16 protein-coding genes are annotated in these 18111 nt (G+C 63.3%); 8 read left to right on the plus strand and 8 right to left on the minus strand.

Features of this window, described 5'->3' with window-relative positions; all coding sequences use genetic code 11:
- Positions 1 to 326 precede the first annotated feature (326 nt).
- From OHB12_RS15470 to OHB12_RS15500, 7 genes are all read left to right on the plus strand, one after another.
- Positions 327 to 1304, plus strand: a complete 978-nt coding sequence (locus tag OHB12_RS15470; protein ID WP_327120138.1) for a DNA cytosine methyltransferase — start codon at positions 327 to 329, stop codon at positions 1302 to 1304.
- Between the two features lie 44 nt (positions 1305 to 1348).
- Positions 1349 to 2458 carry a DNA cytosine methyltransferase gene (locus OHB12_RS15475; RefSeq protein WP_327120140.1) on the plus strand — a complete coding sequence of 370 codons (1110 nt, stop codon included), beginning with the start codon at positions 1349 to 1351 and terminating at the stop codon, positions 2456 to 2458.
- Between the two features lie 231 nt (positions 2459 to 2689).
- Complete coding sequence (locus OHB12_RS15480) at positions 2690 to 5254, plus strand: Z1 domain-containing protein (protein WP_327120142.1); 2565 nt, start codon at positions 2690 to 2692, stop codon at positions 5252 to 5254.
- Positions 5254 to 6270, plus strand: a complete 1017-nt coding sequence (locus OHB12_RS15485) for a PD-(D/E)XK motif protein (protein WP_327120144.1) — start codon at positions 5254 to 5256, stop codon at positions 6268 to 6270. The genes OHB12_RS15480 and OHB12_RS15485 overlap by 1 nt, the downstream gene beginning before the upstream one ends.
- A 161-nt stretch (positions 6271 to 6431) precedes the next feature.
- Positions 6432 to 8264 carry a hypothetical protein gene (locus OHB12_RS15490; RefSeq protein ID WP_327120146.1) on the plus strand — a complete coding sequence of 611 codons (1833 nt, stop codon included), beginning with the start codon at positions 6432 to 6434 and terminating at the stop codon, positions 8262 to 8264.
- A gap of 62 nt (positions 8265 to 8326) precedes the next feature.
- On the plus strand, positions 8327 to 9160 hold the full coding sequence (locus tag OHB12_RS15495) for a hypothetical protein (protein ID WP_327120148.1): 834 nt from the start codon (positions 8327 to 8329) through the stop codon (positions 9158 to 9160).
- Complete coding sequence (locus OHB12_RS15500) at positions 9157 to 9987, plus strand: DUF6339 family protein (protein WP_327120150.1); 831 nt, start codon at positions 9157 to 9159, stop codon at positions 9985 to 9987. The genes OHB12_RS15495 and OHB12_RS15500 overlap by 4 nt, the downstream gene beginning before the upstream one ends.
- A 311-nt stretch (positions 9988 to 10298) precedes the next feature.
- Here OHB12_RS15500 and OHB12_RS15505 read toward each other — a convergent pair.
- The 5 genes from OHB12_RS15505 to OHB12_RS15525 all read right to left on the minus strand — a co-directional run bounded on the left by OHB12_RS15505 (position 10299) and on the right by OHB12_RS15525 (position 15408).
- Positions 10299 to 11443, minus strand: a protein-coding gene (locus OHB12_RS15505; RefSeq protein ID WP_327109662.1) for an IS3 family transposase whose coding sequence is annotated in 2 segments (ribosomal slippage) — positions 10299 to 11167 and positions 11167 to 11443 — 1146 coding nt in all. Because the reading frame shifts where the segments join, the coding sequence is not laid out codon by codon here.
- Between the two features lie 547 nt (positions 11444 to 11990).
- Positions 11991 to 13040: an acyl-CoA thioesterase gene (locus OHB12_RS15510; protein ID WP_327120152.1), complete on the minus strand. Its 1050-nt coding sequence runs from the start codon at positions 13038 to 13040 to the stop codon at positions 11991 to 11993.
- A gap of 649 nt (positions 13041 to 13689) precedes the next feature.
- Positions 13690 to 14538, minus strand: a complete 849-nt coding sequence (locus tag OHB12_RS15515) for a helix-turn-helix domain-containing protein (protein WP_327120154.1) — start codon at positions 14536 to 14538, stop codon at positions 13690 to 13692.
- The gene (locus tag OHB12_RS15520) at positions 14535 to 15071 is read right to left on the minus strand and encodes a DUF6879 family protein (RefSeq protein ID WP_327120156.1); all 537 of its coding nucleotides are present in this window, start codon (positions 15069 to 15071) and stop codon (positions 14535 to 14537) included. The genes OHB12_RS15515 and OHB12_RS15520 overlap by 4 nt, the downstream gene beginning before the upstream one ends.
- Positions 15049 to 15408, minus strand: coding sequence for a hypothetical protein (locus OHB12_RS15525; RefSeq protein WP_327120158.1), 360 nt, complete (start codon positions 15406 to 15408; stop codon positions 15049 to 15051). The genes OHB12_RS15520 and OHB12_RS15525 overlap by 23 nt, the downstream gene beginning before the upstream one ends.
- Before the next feature lie 332 nt (positions 15409 to 15740).
- Here OHB12_RS15525 and OHB12_RS15530 point away from each other — a divergent pair, with 332 nt between their 5' ends.
- Positions 15741 to 16106 carry a hypothetical protein gene (locus OHB12_RS15530; protein WP_327120160.1) on the plus strand — a complete coding sequence of 122 codons (366 nt, stop codon included), beginning with the start codon at positions 15741 to 15743 and terminating at the stop codon, positions 16104 to 16106.
- Positions 16107 to 16149: 43 nt separating this feature from the next.
- Here OHB12_RS15530 and OHB12_RS15535 read toward each other — a convergent pair whose 3' ends face one another.
- The 3 genes from OHB12_RS15535 to ilvC form a co-directional block, all read right to left on the minus strand.
- Entirely contained in the window at positions 16150 to 16737 is a 588-nt protein-coding gene (locus tag OHB12_RS15535) for a nucleotidyl transferase AbiEii/AbiGii toxin family protein (RefSeq protein ID WP_327120162.1), read from the minus strand.
- Positions 16734 to 16940, minus strand: a complete 207-nt coding sequence (locus tag OHB12_RS15540; protein ID WP_327120163.1) for a hypothetical protein — start codon at positions 16938 to 16940, stop codon at positions 16734 to 16736. Before OHB12_RS15540 ends, OHB12_RS15535 begins: the two co-directional genes overlap by 4 nt.
- A gap of 98 nt (positions 16941 to 17038) precedes the next feature.
- Positions 17039 to 18040, minus strand: coding sequence for a ketol-acid reductoisomerase (gene ilvC, locus OHB12_RS15545; protein ID WP_327121147.1), 1002 nt, complete (start codon positions 18038 to 18040; stop codon positions 17039 to 17041).
- Positions 18041 to 18111: the final 71 nt, after the last annotated feature.

Consider the following 18111-nt stretch of genomic DNA (forward strand, 5'->3'; position numbering starts at 1 on the left):
TTCGGCGGACGCGGACTGGGCCCCGATTGCAGGTCAACGGGCTATCCGAGTTGTAGCTGTTGTGCGCGAGCGCGACTGGACCGTTCGAGCTCCGAAAAACCAGTGGCGACATCCGATTAGACCAGACTGACGATGCAGAATCGAGCCAGCCGTTCGAACGATATCCTTCAGCAGTTGATCCGGCGGAGCCCCGAGAGCGAGTGCGCGGCAGCGGATGGTGATGCCGCCGCGCACTATCCTGAGTGAGAATATCTATCGGGTGGGGAGGCGGGGCATTGTCCGACGCAGAACAGACCGACCTACGAGTGGTGCCCACGGGTCGGCGAATGCGTTCGGTGGAACTCTGCGCAGGGGCAGGTGGACTCGCTCTAGGTCTCGAGCAGGCGGGATTCGATCCCGCGCTGCTCGTTGACAATCGCGACACCTCCTGCGCGACGCTGCGCGCGAATCGACCTCGCTGGAATATCCTCAGCACAGACCTACTGGGGTTCGAACCGCGGTTGCATCTACCACGGTCAACCCATATTGATCTCCTGGCAGCCGGCCTTCCGAGAGTGAAATCTGCGGCAACGGTGTCGAGACCGCGCGGCAGCGGCTGGGAACTGGAATTGCTTGAGACAACAGGCCGGTTGGCGTCGGAGCTGCGACCCCGCTCCTTGCTGATCGAGAATGTGCCCGAGCTGGTCACCCGACTCGAATACCGCGAAAGCCGGTCCTGTGTCGAAAAATACCTCGATAAGGCTGGCTACGAATACCGGTGGCTCGTAATCGACGCTCGTGACTTCGGCGTACCGCAGCACCGTCTGCTGGGCTTGCTGGTCGCCTTACGCGATGGAGGCATCGCGAGCTTCGACACGAATCTGAAGGCTCTGCCTCCGAGCTTGAACCTGACAGTCGGCACGGTTTTGCGGGCATCCATGGGTGCGCGCGGCTGGCCTCAAGTCGACGAGTGGGCGGCTCAGGCGGACGAGATCGCACCCACCATCGTCGGTGGCTCGTGGGATCGTGGCGGTGCAGATCTCGGGCCTCAGGGTTCTGTTCGAGCTTGGGCGAGAATCGGTGTCAACGGTCGTTCGATCAGCGACGAGCCACCAGCCGCCGACTTCGTGTGGAATCCGGCCCTTGGGCATGAGCGCATGGTGAAACTCACTATCGAACAGGTCGCCACATTGCAGGGGTTCCCGTCGTATTGGCGCATCGAAGGCCGCAAAACGGCGCGATATCGCCAGGTAGGAAATGCGACCCCGCCGCCCGCCGCGTTCGCGGTTGGCCTTGCCCTGCGGGCAGCGTTGACCGACCATTGAGCGCCGGACAGGCAGGCTGTGCCACGCCGCTAAGATCGCGAGTCATGCCCTCCGATCCACATGAGCAGCCCAGACCCGATCGGGTCGACATGGTCGACCTGTTCGCCGGACCGGGCGGGCTCGATGTGGCGGCCCGATGGTTGGGACTGAGTGTCCATGGATTCGAGTGGGACCGGAACGCATGCGCAACGAGGTCGGCTGCCGGTCTGAACTATCGCCCGCATGATGTTCGTGACTTCGGTCCCGACACAGCACCGAACGCCTGGATACTAGCCGGTGGGCCGCCCTGTCAGACGTTTACCGTCGCCGGTTCGGGAGCGGGCCGCAAGGCGCTCGACGAGGTCGTAAGTTACGTCGTCCGAATGGGTCACGGTGAAGACGTGTCCGCCGATCTGGAGACGTTGAAGGACGAGCGAACAGGCCTCGTCCTGGAACCCTTGCGATGGGCGTTGGCCGCGAACCGCCGCCGCGAACCGTATCGAGTCATTGTGCTGGAACAGGTTCCGGCAGTCTTGCCCATATGGCAAGAGATGGGCGCCATTCTGGAGAAGATCGGGTATCGCGTCCGGTGCGGCGTTCTGCGTACCGAACAGTTCGGCGTTCCGCAGACTCGCCGTAGGGCCATTTTGATCGCCAGCCTCGAAGGTGAACGCGAACTTCCGGTGCCCACCCACCGCCCCTACCGTAAGGGCGTCGAACGCACCGCGGGTGATTCCGATCTGCTTCCCTGGGAGACGATGGGCGCTGCGCTCAATCGCGGATACGACTTCCACGTCATCTCGAACTACGGCACTGGTGGCGACCCCAAGCTTCGGGGTCGTCGCCATTCTCGAGAGCCATCGGCAACAATCACCGGTAAGGTGTCTCGGAACAAGATCGTTGACGGCACGGGACTCGACACTCCACGGTTCAGCCTGCCCGAGGCGGGCCGACTGCAGACGTTCCCGCTCGATTATCCCTGGTCGGGCAACGACATCGCCCAACAGATCGGCAATGCGATTCCACCCGTGCTTGCTCTGCATGTGTTATCGGCTGCCCTGGGGAAGCAGGTGAGTCACGAGGACGCGCGGAAGGTTGTCGATCGTCCGTGGATCGACACGCGTGACTTCCCCCCGCTGGACCATTTCGCGCGAACCGGCCAGCTGTTCGTCTAATCGTTCTCTCAGGTCACGGGCATCGGGCACGGACCTTCTCCACCGATCCAACCGCACCCAACGCATGGCTGTAGCGAACCCGCATCGGCAACCGATAGCTCACATCAACGAGGTAACACTTCGTCCACTTGCCCGAAGATTGTCGGATCGAGCCGATACTGTTACCCGCAACATGGGGGGAGCCAAACCTCCCATCGTCGACGTAGGGGTAGCACGCAGTGGGAGATGCTGGTGAGCAATCTGATTGATGAGCACGACGAGCTGTTCGATCTGTTCAGGTTGTTGCTCGATACCTACACGCCAGCTGAAGCAATCAAGAAGCTCCGTTTGGGTTACATGCCCGATGACGTCATCAAGCGGATCGTGGACCGTCACGAGCGGGAAGTCGTGCGTATCAAGGAGATGCGAGAGCCGCACGCTGTCGTAATCGACAATTACGAAACCTGGTATACCGGACCGCATCCCGATGACAAGTTGTGGCCCTCGATCAGCACTGCGTTGACAAAGGACGGCTGGTCGAAGACATCCATCGACGGTCTGGACGTATCCTCCACGCGGATTGTCTCACTCCTACAGCACCCTAGGCAGAGCACCTTCTCGACGCGCGGCCTGGTCGTCGGTTACGTGCAGTCCGGCAAGACCACCAACTTCACCGCTGTGATGGCCAAGGCCGCCGATCGCGGCTACAAGCTGTTCATCGTGCTCGCCGGGATTCACAACGGCCTCCGCAGACAGACGCAAGCCCGTCTGATCCAGCAGCTTGTGGAGCCGCACCCCACGCTGTGGTCGCAGATCACCGACCTGGATCGCGATTTCCGACCTACCGCGAACCCCGCCAGTTTCTTCGGCAAGTCGAACAAGACCCACGTGCTCTGTGTCGTCAAGAAGAACGCCACGGTGCTGCGCAAACTGGTGAAGTGGCTCGGGGATGCTTCGGAATACCTGGCAGATTGCTCGGCGCTGATCATTGATGACGAGGCAGATCAGGCGACTCCGGCGACTAAGTCGATCAACCCGTTGATTCGCCAGATCCTCAACACACTGCCGAAGTCGGCCTATGTCGGCTACACGGCCTCGCCGTTTGCCAACCTGTTGATCAACCCTTCCGCCGAGGACTTGTATCCCGAGCACTTCATCGTGAATCTACCTCAACCGAAGGGACATTTCGGTACCGAAGTGTTGTTCGGCCGCTACGCGCTGGACGGGGAAGACCCTAATGACGTCGACGACGGTTACGACATGATCCGCTCTGTCCCCGACGACGATGTCGAGCGCGTCCGACCCAAAACCAGGGCGGAGGCCGAGGACTTCTACCCAACCATTACCGACACCCTGCGCCGTGCTGTGCTGTACTTCTGGTTGACTACTGCGGCCCGTCGCGTACGCGGCGGTGGAAATCAACACTCCACCATGCTGATTCACACAAGCGTTCGCACTGCGGTCCACAACAGCTTTCGAGACCCGCTGCTGTCTTTGCGAGCCAAGACCGGATACAACCTGGAGGATCCGACGCTTCGGAGCGAGCTGCGTGAACTCTGGAACGAAGAGACGTCTCGTGTGCCTGCTGGCGAGTTCGGAGAGCAGTCCATCTCGTTCGGTGAACTCGCCGCGGAGCTGCCGGGCGTACTTCGTGATTGCCGCGTGGTGATGGACAACTCGGAGAGCACCGACCGCCTCGATTACGAGCACGGCCCTGTGGTAGCGATTGCGGTGGGCGGCAACACACTGTCGCGAGGTCTGACGCTCGAGGGCCTGTCCGTCAGTTTCTTCGTGCGCTCGGTCTCCACTTATGACACGTTGCTGCAGATGGGCCGCTGGTTCGGCTACCGTAAGGGCTACGCAGACCTTCCACGTATCTGGATGACCACGGAACTCGAGGACTGGTTCCGCCACCTCGCGACAGTCGAGACCGAGATGCGCCGCGACATCGACGTCTATATGACCGAGGGCAAGACGCCGATGAACTTCGCGGTGCGCCTGCGGACACACCCCGCACTGCGCGTGACGGCAGCCGCGAAGATGAAGGACGCGGTGTCCGCGTCGTCGTCCTACGGTGGGCAGCGTGTCCAAACCCGGTACTTCCATCTGGAGTCCAAATGGCTGCTGCAAAATCAAGCAGCAGCACGCAAGCTCGTGCGGGAGGCTGTGCGGGTCGGTCGTGTCGAGGGAAGCGAAACGGATGGCCACTACCTCATTCGCGATGTGACCAGCGATGCCGTGCTGGAGTTCTTGCGGGACTATCAGTTCCATGAGCGGTCGCAGGAATGCGACGCGAAGCTGATGTCCGGATACATCGAGAAGCGCATCCGGAATGCGGGAACATTGCGGCATTGGAACGTCGCAGTGGTCGGGAAACCAATTGGCGACGCAATGGACCGGTTCGACTTCGCACCAGGGATCGGCGTGGGAAGGATCGTTCGATCCCAGTTCGCCTCCGCACCAGATCATTCCGACATCAAGACGCTGATGAGCCGTCGCGACGCAGGCCTCGATCTCGAGGGAATTACTAGCAGCACAATCGAAAAAGACATCGAGAAGGCTCGTAGGACACAGCAACCCGATGCCGGACTGTTGGTGCTGTACCCGATCGACAAGGTTTCGGAGCCCGAGCCGTCGAAAAAGAAGCGTCAACCGCTGAATGCGCCGGAGCACGTCATCGGTGTCGGTCTAGTTTTCCCGACACCCAGGGACGACGACAGCACCGTTGCATGGGAGGCCAACTACATCTCGGCAGACCTGTCCGGCGTCGAAATCGAGGAGGAGGACTTCAGTGCCCTCGAAGCCGAGGACATCTGATGCCGACAGAGATCAGGGAAGTTCTGAACGATCATTGGCGACGCCTCGAACATCGCCCACCGCCGATGTCACCAGTCGTTGCCGTCTCCGAACTCCCTGTGCCGACGCCAAACGGTTCGCTGGCGGCCGCGCTCGACAGCGCAGGCAATCGGCACCTCCTTGTGCCGGTCGGAGCGCACCAGAACGTGCGCAAGGGGCTCAACGGACCAGTCCTGATGTTGCACAAGCGGACTCTTGATGATGAGCGGACAAGACACGACTACGCCGATCTCGTTTGTTTACGTTCGGATCTGAGCGACATTTTCACGACGCTGTGCGCCGATATTCTCGTCGCCACCGAGGCAGCCCCCGACAACCCGATGAAGGTTTTCAACCGGGTACTCGATCGGTGGAAGGCGCTGTTCCAGAACCCCGGCCCGCCGCTGGGGCCTCAGCAACTCGCCGGACTGTTCGGTGAACTGATCGTGTTGGCGCGCCTTCTCAAGCATGACAGCAGCGCTCACCTGTTGTGGCGGGGACCATCAGGCTATCGTCACGATTTCGCGACCGACGCGGGCGCTCTCGAAGTAAAAACCTCGACAAGCCCGGATGGCCGCCAGATCCGAATCCATGGCCTCGATCAGTTGGAGCCGCCCACCAACGGTGCATTGGGGCTGGTCTGGCTTCGGCTGGAACCTACAGTGCGCGAGGGATTAGGCCTCCTTGACTTGATCAACCGAGTGCTGGAACTCGCCGACGACGAGGCAGCCGTTCTCAACCAGCTGGCGTTGGTCGGTTATCGCACAGCCGACGACGACCACTACCGCCACGCCCGCTACGAGATCGGCGAACAACGCTGGTACAACGTCGATGTCGCGTTTCCCAGGCTGACCACTATCGACCTGGCCGCGGCCACGATCTCCTCGAACGTGCGCCACGTCGATTACACGATCGACCTTTCGGGCGATACGCCCGAGCCGATGGAGGACAGCCAAGTGGAACGACATATCCGGGTGATGATCGAGGAGCATCTGTGACCCCGCCTGCTTGGGTATCCCAACCATTTCCGCCGGAAGGTGCCAGCGCCGCAGAGGGAATCAGAAATCAGCTCGGCAAGCCTGAGCTGGATCATCTAACCATCTTGGTCCGCGAATCGGCGCAGAACAGCTGGGATGCTCGTCGTAGTGATGGCGTTTCAGTGGACTATCGCATAGATCTGCAGACGGTTAGCGCCGCCGATGCACCGGCCTGGAAAGACAATCTGATGCGGCGGGCTCCTGCCAAGCAGATTCTTCCACTACGTGACTCATTGCAACAGCCCACTATCCGCGTATTGTCGATCTCGGATCGGGGAACCCGAGGATTAGGTGGACCGACGCGAGCGGACGCAGTCACCGAAAATCGGAGTGATTTCGTTGCGTTCCTCCGCAACATCGGCGAGCCACGTGACCAGGCACTGGGCGGCGGCACCTATGGCTTCGGCAAGGGCATTCTGTATCTCGTCTCGAAATCGGGCACGATCTTGGTGCACACCCGGTGCCAGTACGAGGGTCGCTACGAGACCCGACTGATGGGTGCGGCGCTGTGGAAGAGTTATGACGCCAAGGATTCCGACCGCCATCGCCGCTACACCGGTAGGCACTGGTGGGGAGACACCTCCGGCACCGTGATCGAGCCGCTCGTCGGCGCCGAAGCCGACTCGATGGCGCGGAAACTCGGACTACGGCCGTTCGGAACCACAGAGACTGGAACGACGATCGTCATCCTCGATCCCGATTTGGAAGGTGCAAAGCCTGCGGAGGTCGCCAAGTACCTCACGCAGACGATTACATGCCAGTTATGGCCGAAGATGATGCCTGACCGTAACGGCACTGTTCCGATGCGGTTCTCGGTAATCTGCGACGGTATCGAATACCCGGTGCCGAAACCCGCCGAGATGAAGTCTTTACGCTTGTTCGTCTCTGCCTATCGAAAGATGGTCAGCAGCGAGGCGCAAGAACTACACTGCCGCAGGCCAAAGAAACTACTCGGCCGGTTCGCTTTGCACCAGTCGATGGCGCAGCGGTTCGAGCCGACCAAAGCCGAGCAAATGGCGGGCTTCGATAACGGAATGGTGCATCACATCTGCTTGATGCGTCCTGCCGAACTGGTAGTGACGTATTGGCCCGGACCCAAACCCGCGAGCGAGTACTCCGCCTACGCGGGTGTCTTCCGAGCCGATCACGCGATGGACGTAGCCTATGCGGCGGCTGAGCCACCGACCCACGACAATTGGAACTATCAGTCGCTCGACCATCCGGACTACTCGTTCGTCAAGGTTACCTTCGTACGAATGAAGGAAGCCATTGAGGCGGTGTTCGGCCCGCGTGGCAGCAGTGGTGTCGAGGTTGCCCGAGTGTCCCTTGGTGCAGCCAGCGAACGGCTCTCACCTCTGGTGGGCGGCGCATGGGGTATCGGCGCGGCCACCGCCTACGGCAAACCCGGCGACATCGCCCCGCCTCCTCGGCCGACATCTGCCCGTCGCCCGAGTGGCAGGCGGCAGGAGGTAGATGAAATCGAAGAATTGGAGATCCCGGACACCACGAGCGCCGGAGGCCGCAGACCTGGCGGCTCGGCCGGACATGCGAGCGACATGAACGGGCCGATCGACATCGACGCGTTCGCCGAGCACACCAAGCCGGTCAATCCCCGGCGGCGACGGCCGAAGATCGAGTACATCGGTAATCCGGAGCCCGAAGAACTGTGGGGAAATGCCGTGGTTGTGCAACGCTTCCGGGTGCCGGTCAGCATTCCCCAACGAGTCACCATCGACTTGGCCGTGGCCCTGAACAGCGACGGCGGTGTTGAGATGGACCCTCCCGCCGGCGCAGATATGCCAGGCCTCGTCGGTTGGCAGGACCCGCACGGCGAGGTCCACCAGACACCGTCGTACATCATCGAAGGTGGCGACGGCCAGATCTGGAAGGCTGTGGTGAAACCTGCCGCCGACACCATGACCGACATTGTGCTCTACACCGAGGCGGTCGGCTGATGGCACACCGGGTTCTCCCCTACAAAAGGCCGTCGCCGACCTCGGTACAGGCGGGTGAGTGGTTGCTGTCGGTCAACGGCGAGGAACTGCCACTGCCGGAATCCTATCCGCATTGGGACTATCAGACGACACTGAGTCTGCGCCGTACTATCAAGATCGATCTGCACCGCGCCCTTGCCGAATCGATGCTCGACCTGAGGACCGAACTCGCACTGGCCGCAATCTGGACCTCGACCGGATCGAAACTCAGGGGAACGGTGATGCGCACAATCGTCCCCGAGAACGGCGAAGTCGAATTGCGAGCCGATCTTCCGGGCGCCGACCTGGGTGGTGTCGTGCTGTTGGACACCGCCCTGGTACTTGCGCAGCGACGACAAGGCGTTGGCCGCCCGGTAGCGCCCCGTCGCGGTGGTTCGGTTCTGTGGAGTGATAGGAGCCAGATTCGTCTTCAAGGTGACGCGCCCCAATTCCCCATTGCCATCGTAGATTTCGACCAAACAAACTATCCCGGTGACGCGGCCTGGCATCTCGAGATCGGCACAAACCTCGACGCAGCAACAATGGGCTCGCTCCTACTGCTCGTCAACGAGAAGAAGACCGTCGTCACAGAAGCCCTCCGACGCGCAGGCAGTCCGCGCGTGGAAGACAAGATCGCTTTGTCCATTCTCTACGCCGATGTTGCTCGCACCATGGTGGACCATGCCCTGCGCCTCGGCGAATTCGACGACGATTCCCACTACATTGATGAAACCTTGGGTGCCACGCTGCAGGAACTGGTCGGCCGACTCTTCCCTGGCCGGTCCATCACGGACATCCGGCTGGCAGCACAAGAATCCCCGAACCTGTTCGCCTCCGAACTCCAGGCGGCTGTGAAGATCTTCGAGGGGGTCTCATGACCCTGCTATACCCTCGGCTGCTCCGCCACCGCGCCAAACTGCTCGCGGCCGAGTACAAGGAGCGTACCCCCCTCGACCTCCACAACCGTTGGGCCGTCACCGACGAATCGGCGGTGTTCGTTGCGACTGGCGGTACCCGGGTCGACCGTGACAAATTGCAGTTCATTCGCGACGTCGTCATCAATCTGGCCAAGGAGTCCAGCTTTCCCGAACCGCTTGACACACGCCAGAAGGTTTCCTTCGATCTCGGTCTCGCCGTCGCATTGCACAAGGAAATGCGAATCGCGCCTGCAGAAGCTGCTGCTGGCGACATCTGGGCGTTTCTGGCCTTGATCGTCCTTCCCGATGTGGCTCATTGGCGCTACCCGAAACCACCAGTCGACCGAGTCCTCGGTTCCGATCTCACTCGTCATGTGTTCGGCCGGATGTGGTGGCGGGCCCACCTGGTGTATTCCCCGTCCGATTCCGACCCGTATTCGGCGCTGCATGTCCTCGGCGAAGCCGCATTCGACCAAATCTACGCACGCCGCGCCGCCTTGGGTGGCAGCCCGCACTTGATCAAGTCGATTCTGCGGGTGTGGCGGCTTATGGACCTGCAAGGGCTGACCGAGCGGGACATCCTGCGGGACTTCGTAAAGCGACTGCTCCGCCTGGCCCCGTTCGTCGTCTTCGAAGCATTGGACGAATCAGCGCTGGACGAGGAACTCGTAGCGATCGCGAAAGAATCCGTCGTCGGAATACTGTTGGCAGACGGCCGGATGTCCGCCGAAGAAGCGGGTACCCGCGCAGCACGCGTGTTCGGTGGGTCGAGATCGATTTTCCCGTAGTCCGATGGCCTTTCATAAGAACTTACTCATCGGTAACTAATCGAAGCGCCACGCCTGGTGCGCCTTGACCTCGAGTCGGCTCAAGGTTCTATCGTCGCGGCATGATTGCCTCGCGGGCCAGCGGCTCGCCCGCCTCGCCACCATAACGCCATCCGGTGCATCCAAGGTCAGCCCGCCCGGCCTCGGCCTCAATGATGACGACTCCATCAACATCGGCGGACCGAATCACACTGCGACGCAAGGCTATCAGAATGACCAGTCCCCGATAAGGCGACCACCCGGCATTGGAGTCCGGGTTGTTTCGTCCGGATTCAGTTGATGCTGCAGGCCACGGGGTGGTGGGTGTGGCTGCAGCGGGCAGCGTACTCGGCAGGGGTCAGATAGCCCAGCGCCGAATGCCGATGCCGTCGGTTGTGTTCGTCCTTGAAGTCGCCGATCACGACGCGGGCCTCGAGCAGGCTCGTCCAGTGGTTGCGGTTGAGGCACTCGCTGCGTAACCGCCGGTTGAACGATTCGATATGGCCGTTGTTCCACGGCGTGCCGGGCGGGATATAGACGATCCCTACCCGGTCGGCGCAGAACTGTTGCAGCGCATGGGAAATCATTTCAGGACCGTTGTCCATACGCAGCACCTTCGGTGGCCCAGCGCGCGCGGTGAACACCTCCTGCAACTCGGCCACCAGCCGCTCGGCGGTGATCGAGCGCTCCACCAGGTGAAGCAGCGATTCACGGGTGTGCTCGTCGATCATCGAAGCGATCTTCACCGCGCGCCCATCCGTGGTGGAGTCGAACTGAAAGTCCAACGCCCACACCACCTTCGGTGCATCCGCATCAACCAGCGGCGTAGTCGAGCACCCCGCCCGCTTGCGTGGCGAGTGCGCCCGCACCTGCAAGCCTTCCTCCCGCCAGAGCCGGTGCACCCTCTTCTTGTTCACCTGCGAGCCCTCATCGAACCGCAGCGCCGCCCACGCACGCCGGAACCCGTGCCCTTGATGTTTCGTGGCATAGGAACGCAGCCAGACCCGCAACCCGACATCCGGATCGGCGGGGGTCTGCGCAGCTGGCAGCTGCCGATACGTGGACCGATGCAGCCCAACCACCTTGCACGCGAACCGTTCCGACATGCCCATCACCTGTTTGAGCATGTCAACAGCCCGCCGCTTGCTGGCCGGGCCTAAAATTTTCCCCTCGCGATCTCCCGCAGCGCGTCCTTCTCCAGCTCCGCGTCCGCCAGCAGCCGCTTCAACCTCGCGTTCTGCTCACGCAGTTCCTTGAGCTCCTTCGCGGCATCGGTGTCCACCCCGCCGTACTGGCGGCGCCAGTTATACAACGTCGCCGCCGACACTCCCAGATCAGCAGCGATCTGCTCACCCGTCTGCCCAGCGGCAGCGAGCTCGTCGGCACGGCGCAGCTTCCGCACGATGTCCTCCGCGGAATGCCGCTTACGTCCTGCCATGTCCCTCAGTGTCCCTTCCAGCCCTCACCAGGGCCAACGGGACTCTAATACCGAGTGGTCTCATTCATTGGGAACGGGCCAAGAACATTGACGTCAACCAGAGGGGCAGCCTGCTAATCGATGGCATGACACCGGACGAGCCGGGCAAGGTCAAACGGGCTAGGGACGCGGCGTCGAGATCCGGGCCGTGGCGGAACCCCTGACCGTGGACCTGCCACCGGCCGCGCCGGAGTGGCTCTCCCACGAGATCATTCGCATCCACCCGCGTTGGGTGAAGAGTTGGCACATCGATCCGGACAATCCCGAGGGCGGATCTCGCTCCATCGAGGACGGCAGTGCATCAAGGTCACGCTGAGGAAGGGCCCCGGCCGGTCCGCGACGACGTGACGGTGACGAACGGCGTGACAATACCGAGTTCGAAAATGCTCACCCGATAACCGCCGAGCCACTCGATCAGCAGGGGCGGTCTCCCGCGCGGATCATGGCGGTGGTGATGTCGAGGAACGGGAGGTACCCGACCTCGCCCAGGCGCCCTGTCACGCGGACCTCACCTCGCCGCCGGTACCCGGAAATGACTGGGTTCGGCGTCGGCAGGTACGGCGCTCGCCGGGGTGAACGGCTCGACCAGTGCACGCAGTTCGACAAGATCCCGGGCGTGTGCGTCGAGCGCTTGGTCTTCCTCGGAAACCGGCGACCATTGCCGCGCGGCCCGCGCTTTTCCGTCGTCGTCCACCGCGACAACCACGGCGAGTCCATGTGCGGCCAGTGCGGGTTCGTCGGAATAAGTGTCGGTGGACGTTACGTGCACGCTCATGTGCATGCTGCGTGGGCCGGTGTGGATCAGCCGGGCGGTGACCTCGACGACGTGGCCGATGACGATCGGCCGGTAGAAGCGGATCCCGCCGAAGTAGGACGTGATGACGCGCTGTCCGGCCCAGTCGGCGCCGCACACGTAGGCGGCCTCGTCGATCCATCGCATAGTCCGGCCGCCATGAACCTTGCCGCCCCAGTTGATGTCCGAGGGCGCTGCCAGGAACCGCAGCGTCGCACTCGGCGCGGTGCCAGCGGCCGTGTACCGCTGCGCGGCCATCGCCTCCTCGATGTGTTTGCGCACCGAAATCCTCTCCCGCGCCTGCCGATGCCGCTGCAGTTCGAGAATTGTTGTCGGATTCCATTGCGGCACTTCGACGGTGCGCCGGTCGTCGTCGACCGCGACGAAGATCGTCAGACATTGGGCCGACTGCACCGGCTTCACCCGCGTGGGATCGGTGGAATAGACGGTGACGAGGATATGCATGCTGGTGCGTCCGGTGTGAACGAGATTCGCATGCAATTCCACCAGCTCACCGACCGCGATCGGCCGGTCGAGATGGATGTTGCCGACATAGGCCGTGACGCAGTAGCGGCCGCTCCACTGGGCTGCCGCCGCGTAGGCGACCTTGTCGATCCATTCGAGGAGTTTGCCGCCGTCGACCGATCCCACGATGCCGGCGTCGTCGGGTTTGACGAGGAAACGGTGAATCGCCTCGGGGCGCCGACCAGCCGAGGCCGGACTCGGGACGGTCGCAATGGGGTCGAGATTCGTCGAGTTGGGCAAAGTTCACAATCCGTTCGGGCAGAGGATCTTCGAATACCTGACCCCGTTGTCCCGGAGAACTCTAGGCCCCCGCACCACTACGAGCGAGTAACGAGCAGACGCCCACCGTGACCTACTGTGCAGCCACGATCGCAGCAGCCAGCCCAGATGGGGCGGACCCACCGGGCTAGGCCGGATCGAGCGCCAGCACCGGGATCCGGCGGTGCGTCCGGCGCCGGTAGTTGGTGAACCCCGGGTAGATGTCTATGCCCGCCGGTAGTAGCGCTCGCATTCCTCCCCGTGCAGTTCGCGGGTCGTCGACCTCGTCCTCGCGGGCTGCATGTGGGGTAATCGACACAGAGATGACGCGGCACGCTTGGTCCCCCGATTTGGTCGGGTCCACGGACGAACGACTGCGCGCGACACCGTTCACAAAGCTTGCCCAATTCTTCGACGCCGAAGATATGGACGATTCCGAAGTCTGTCCGCCGGTCTGGGTGCGTGACGGTGACGAGGAGGTGTTTGGCGTATCTGCGGCCGTATTACGAGGATCTGGTGCGGTTCTTCGAATTCGCGGCCTCGTCCGGATCCGGCGCCGTTATGAGCTTCGGGTGATCGGATCACATCTGTTGGAACAACTCACAGTTCAAGCCATAAGTGCGGCCCGGAATCAACGCCCCTGCCTGATCTGCTGCCGTGCGGTGGCGATGAGGGCGCGGGCCTGGTCGCCGAAGACGGCGCGGTCGTAGAGTCCGGTCCAGGCTTTTTCGTAGAGCGTGAGTTCGGAGGGGGTGGTGATGGTGAGTTCGGCGCTGACTGTTTCGACGAGGGCGGTGCGGCGGTCGAGCAGATCGAATGAGGTGGTGGTGTAGATGAATCCGGTGCCGGCCGGGACGACGCCGAGGAGGAGGCGGGGGTTGCCGAAGCCGGTGTCGAGCAGATGCTGGAGTTGGTCGGTCATGACGGTGGTGTCGCCGACGTGCGTGTGGAGGGCGGACTGGTCGATGAGCTGCACCAGTCGGTGGTCGCCTCTGCGCAGCACACGCTGGCGGGCCAGGCGTGCGGCTACGGCGTCGTCGAGGTCGTCGTGGGTACCCAGGAACCGAATACACTGGGTGAGAACGGCTCTCGCGTATGGTTCGGTCTGCAGCAGGCCGGGGATGAGAACCATGCTGTAGGTGCGTAGCGAGCGAGCGCGGCCCTCGAGGTCGGCGCCGCGACGCTGACGGCGTGCGTGCCCGCCCGCGGTGACCCGCCGCCACTCCTGCCATTGGGCATCGACGTTCTGCAGGGCCGCGACAAGATCCGGCAGCGCGAGTTCGGCGTCGCACAGCCGGCACCACACCGCGAGATCGTCGACGCTGGGACGCTGCTTGCCGAGCTCGACGCGGGACGTCTTCGACCAGTGCCATCCCGCGGCGGTGGAGAATTCACGTCCGTCCAGGCCCTTGGACCGGCGCAGTTCGCGCAGTCGGGCGCCGAGGGCCTGGCGGGCACGATCAACCCCGGTCGCGGTCATCGGGACCTGCCGACGAGGTAGTCCTCGATTGGGATTGCCGCCGCCCACACGCGGTCACGGATGGCGATCGCGGCGCGCAGCTGGCGCGGCTCGCTGGTGGTAGCCGCGCCGATCCAGCGGCCGCGCTCATCGAACAGGCTGTAGGCGACAGTGTGGGTATCCAGCAGCCAGAAGTCTTCGGCAACAGCGTCATCCGGGTCGGCACTGGCGCGCGTGAGGTAGCGCACGTCTTCACCAGCATCGACGTTGTAGCGGCCCAAGGCAAGCAAGTAGCGGGTGTAGGTGGTGTGCGGGACTGTGACGATACGGGCTCGCCGCACCGCGACGCCACGCCCGGTCATGGCCCGCACCTGCTGCGTCCAGGGCGCGAACCAGTCGCCGCCGGGGTCGCGGGCTTCGTTGTCTCGCCAGGTGGCGAATGACTCGGCCTCGGTCTCCGCGTCGTAGTCGTCGGCGGTTTCGAGATGGAACGCCAGCTGCTCGGCGCGGCCGAGCAGCTGGTCGAAACGCTCACCCGGCTTGATGCGGATCATCGGGGGTCACCTCTGGCGCGATCGGCACTTCCACCGCCGCCTCATGCCCGGGGATCTTCATCATCGCGAGCGCTTCCGGGTCGATGACCGGCGCGCCGGTGAGCAGGAACGTGCCGTGCCCGGTGTCGACAAGCCCGGCCACAGCCGTGCCCGGCTCGGTGTGGACCAGCAGCCGGTGCGGGATCTCGACCTGATCGCTGCGGTCGGTCTTCCACCCTTGGACGGCGAAAGTGTCGCGGTCGGTGGCATATAGCCGCGGTGAGCCTTGCCCGCCGGACGGGCCGCCGAGGAATCGAACCTGCATGATGAGGGCTCCCTTGTAGCGCGTTGTGTGCATGGATACTGCTCACATCGTGGCGGGAGCATAGGCCGATGTCACCGGTCCGCGCACTTTCACGCACTCGGCTGGCCTCGGGTCCGGGTTGCCTCGTACGGTCCGAAAGGCACCCCGGACCGGTTGCGTCTACGGGCACGGTGTCGCGTCCACGAGGGCGGACGCGGCAGGTCCGGCGAAAAGCCCGGCCATAGGTCGCCACCCGTCGACTGAGGGAGCGTAGCCGTGCTGGATCTGCTGCTCGTGTTCACCCTGGGCGTGCTGCTCGGAGGCGTCTTCGGCTGGTGTACCACCCGGGCAGGCGCCGACGTGGCGGTACCCGGTGGGGGTGAGCGGTGACCCGCCGGATCGCGGTCGGCTACATGCTGGCCCACGCCGCCCCCGCCCGGCAACGCCACGCCGAGCAACGCATCCGATCCGTGGCCTGCAAGCACGGCTTCCGATTGGTGCGCACCGTCGTGATCGGGCCTCGCATGGACCGACCGATCGGGCGCCTGCTGGATGCCATCGATTGCCTGCACGCCGCCGCGGCCGCGAGAGGCCGGCCGAAGCCGAGCGTCCTGGTCATCACCCCCGACCTCGAGCACGTCGACAAACGACCTGCCACGATCTGCCAGGTCGCCGACCTGCTTACCGTGCACCCCGAACGGCTTTGGACCCGCGAGCGCTCCAGCGGGCAGGCCATCCCAGTCGATCTATAGCTCCGCATGGCACCGGGTCAAGACGGTGGTGGCGCCGTGCCGCTCAACGAGCAGATGTCATCTCACGCAGTGACCCGAGGAGGTCACGATTGCGATTGAAACCGCGTTCGGTGATGAGGAGAACCGCGGCTTCAGTTTGCTCGAGATCGCCATCCGAGGCTGCCTCCAGCAATCCGCGCAAATCGGCAAGGTCCTGCGGGCGCGAAACATCGTCTCGAGCGAGCAATTTGAGCGCGATCAGGTGACCGGTCGTCGCAACCCGCAACGTAAGGCCGGGCACAATCTCCAGGTTCTCGGCTGCGCGCACGATTTCCGGCTCAATTCCTGAACTGGCGAACAAAAGATCGACCAAGACCGGTATGCCATCCATGTTCCGTTTGAGTCGGATGGTGGCCAGCCGGCCGTTGTCATGCTCTACCGATGCATAGAAGCCATAGCCCTCGGAGATAAGCCGGCGAACCAAATCCTCGGCAGCGCGGTCATCTTCGACGGCCACTGCCAGATCGATATCGTGGGTGAACCGCGGTGCGGACCGCGCCGAAACCGCGAATCCCCCTACGAGCGCCCAACCATAGCCGAGGCGGCCGAGATCCGCCGTCGCGCGCCGGAGCGCGGCTTCGAGTTCGTTCATGCGAACCGTGACGAGGGCTGTCCCACTGCGTCGCCAAGCGGTGCACCTGGGCGCGAGAGAAGCCAGTCATGAACGGCTTCCTCAATTTCGGCCTCGGTCGCGTCGGCATGCTCTCTGCGGATTCGCATACGCTGCATGCGCACGCCGAACTCATACATCTCGAAGGCGAGGCGCAACCGCTGACCTGGCGTTTCTTCCGGCACGACACCAGCCTACCGCCTCAGACCGTGGCCGCGGGAATGCCAGGAAGGCCCGTTCCTTCTCGAGGAGCGGGCCTTTCAAGCCTGGATCAGCCGAAAATTCAGGCGGTTTCGGTGATCGGGCGATCCACCCAGCTCATCAGGCCGCGCAGCTTGGCGCCGGTGACCTCGATCGGGTGCTCGGCGTTCTGCTTGCGCAGCGCCTCGAGCTCCTTGTTGCCGCCCTCGACATTGGCGACGAGGCGCTTGACGAAGCTGCCGTCCTGGATGTCCTTCAGGATGTCCTGCATGCGCTTCTTGGTGTCGGCGTCGATGACCCGCGGGCCCGACAGGTAGCCACCGAACTCGGCGGTGTCGGACACCGAGTAGTTCATGCGCGCGATGCCGCCCTCGTACATCAGGTCGACGATCAGCTTCAGCTCGTGCAGCACCTCGAAGTAGGCCATCTCCGGCGCGTAACCGGCCTCGACCATGACCTCGAAACCGGTCTTGACCAGTTCCTCGGTACCACCGCAGAGCACGGCCTGCTCACCGAACAGGTCGGTCTCGGTTTCTTCCTTGAAGGTGGTCTTGATGACGCCCGCGCGGGTGCCGCCGATGCCCTTGGCGTAGGACAGCGCCAGCGCCTGGCCCTCGCCCTTCGGGTCCTGGTCGATGGCGATCAGGGCGGGAACGCCCTTGCCGTCGACGAACTGGCGGCGCACCAGGTGGCCGGGGCCCTTCGGCGCGACCATGCCGATGGTGACGTCGGCCGGCGGCTTGATCAGGCCGAAGTGGATGTTGAGGCCGTGGCCGAAGAACAGCGCGTCGCCATCCTTCAGGTTCGGCTCGATGTCGTTCGTGAAGATCGACGCCTGCGCGGTGTCGGGCGCGAGCACCATGATGACGTCGGCCCACTCGGAGACCTCGGCCGGAGTGCCGACGGTCAGGCCCGCCTCCTCGGCCTTCGGACGCGACTTCGAACCCTCCGCGAGGCCGACCCTGACCTCGACGCCGGAGTCGCGCAGGCTCAGCGAGTGCGCGTGGCCTTGGCTGCCGTAGCCGATGACAGCGACCTTGCGGCCCTGGATGACCGACAGGTCGGCGTCGTCGTCATAGAACATCTCGACTGCCACTGTGGTTGGTTTCCCTTCTGGAGGATCGTCCCCGCGGGAGCGGGGGCACACCGTGCTTG

The organism is Nocardia sp. NBC_01730 (assembly GCF_035920445.1).
GTDB lineage: Bacteria > Actinomycetota > Actinomycetes > Mycobacteriales > Mycobacteriaceae > Nocardia.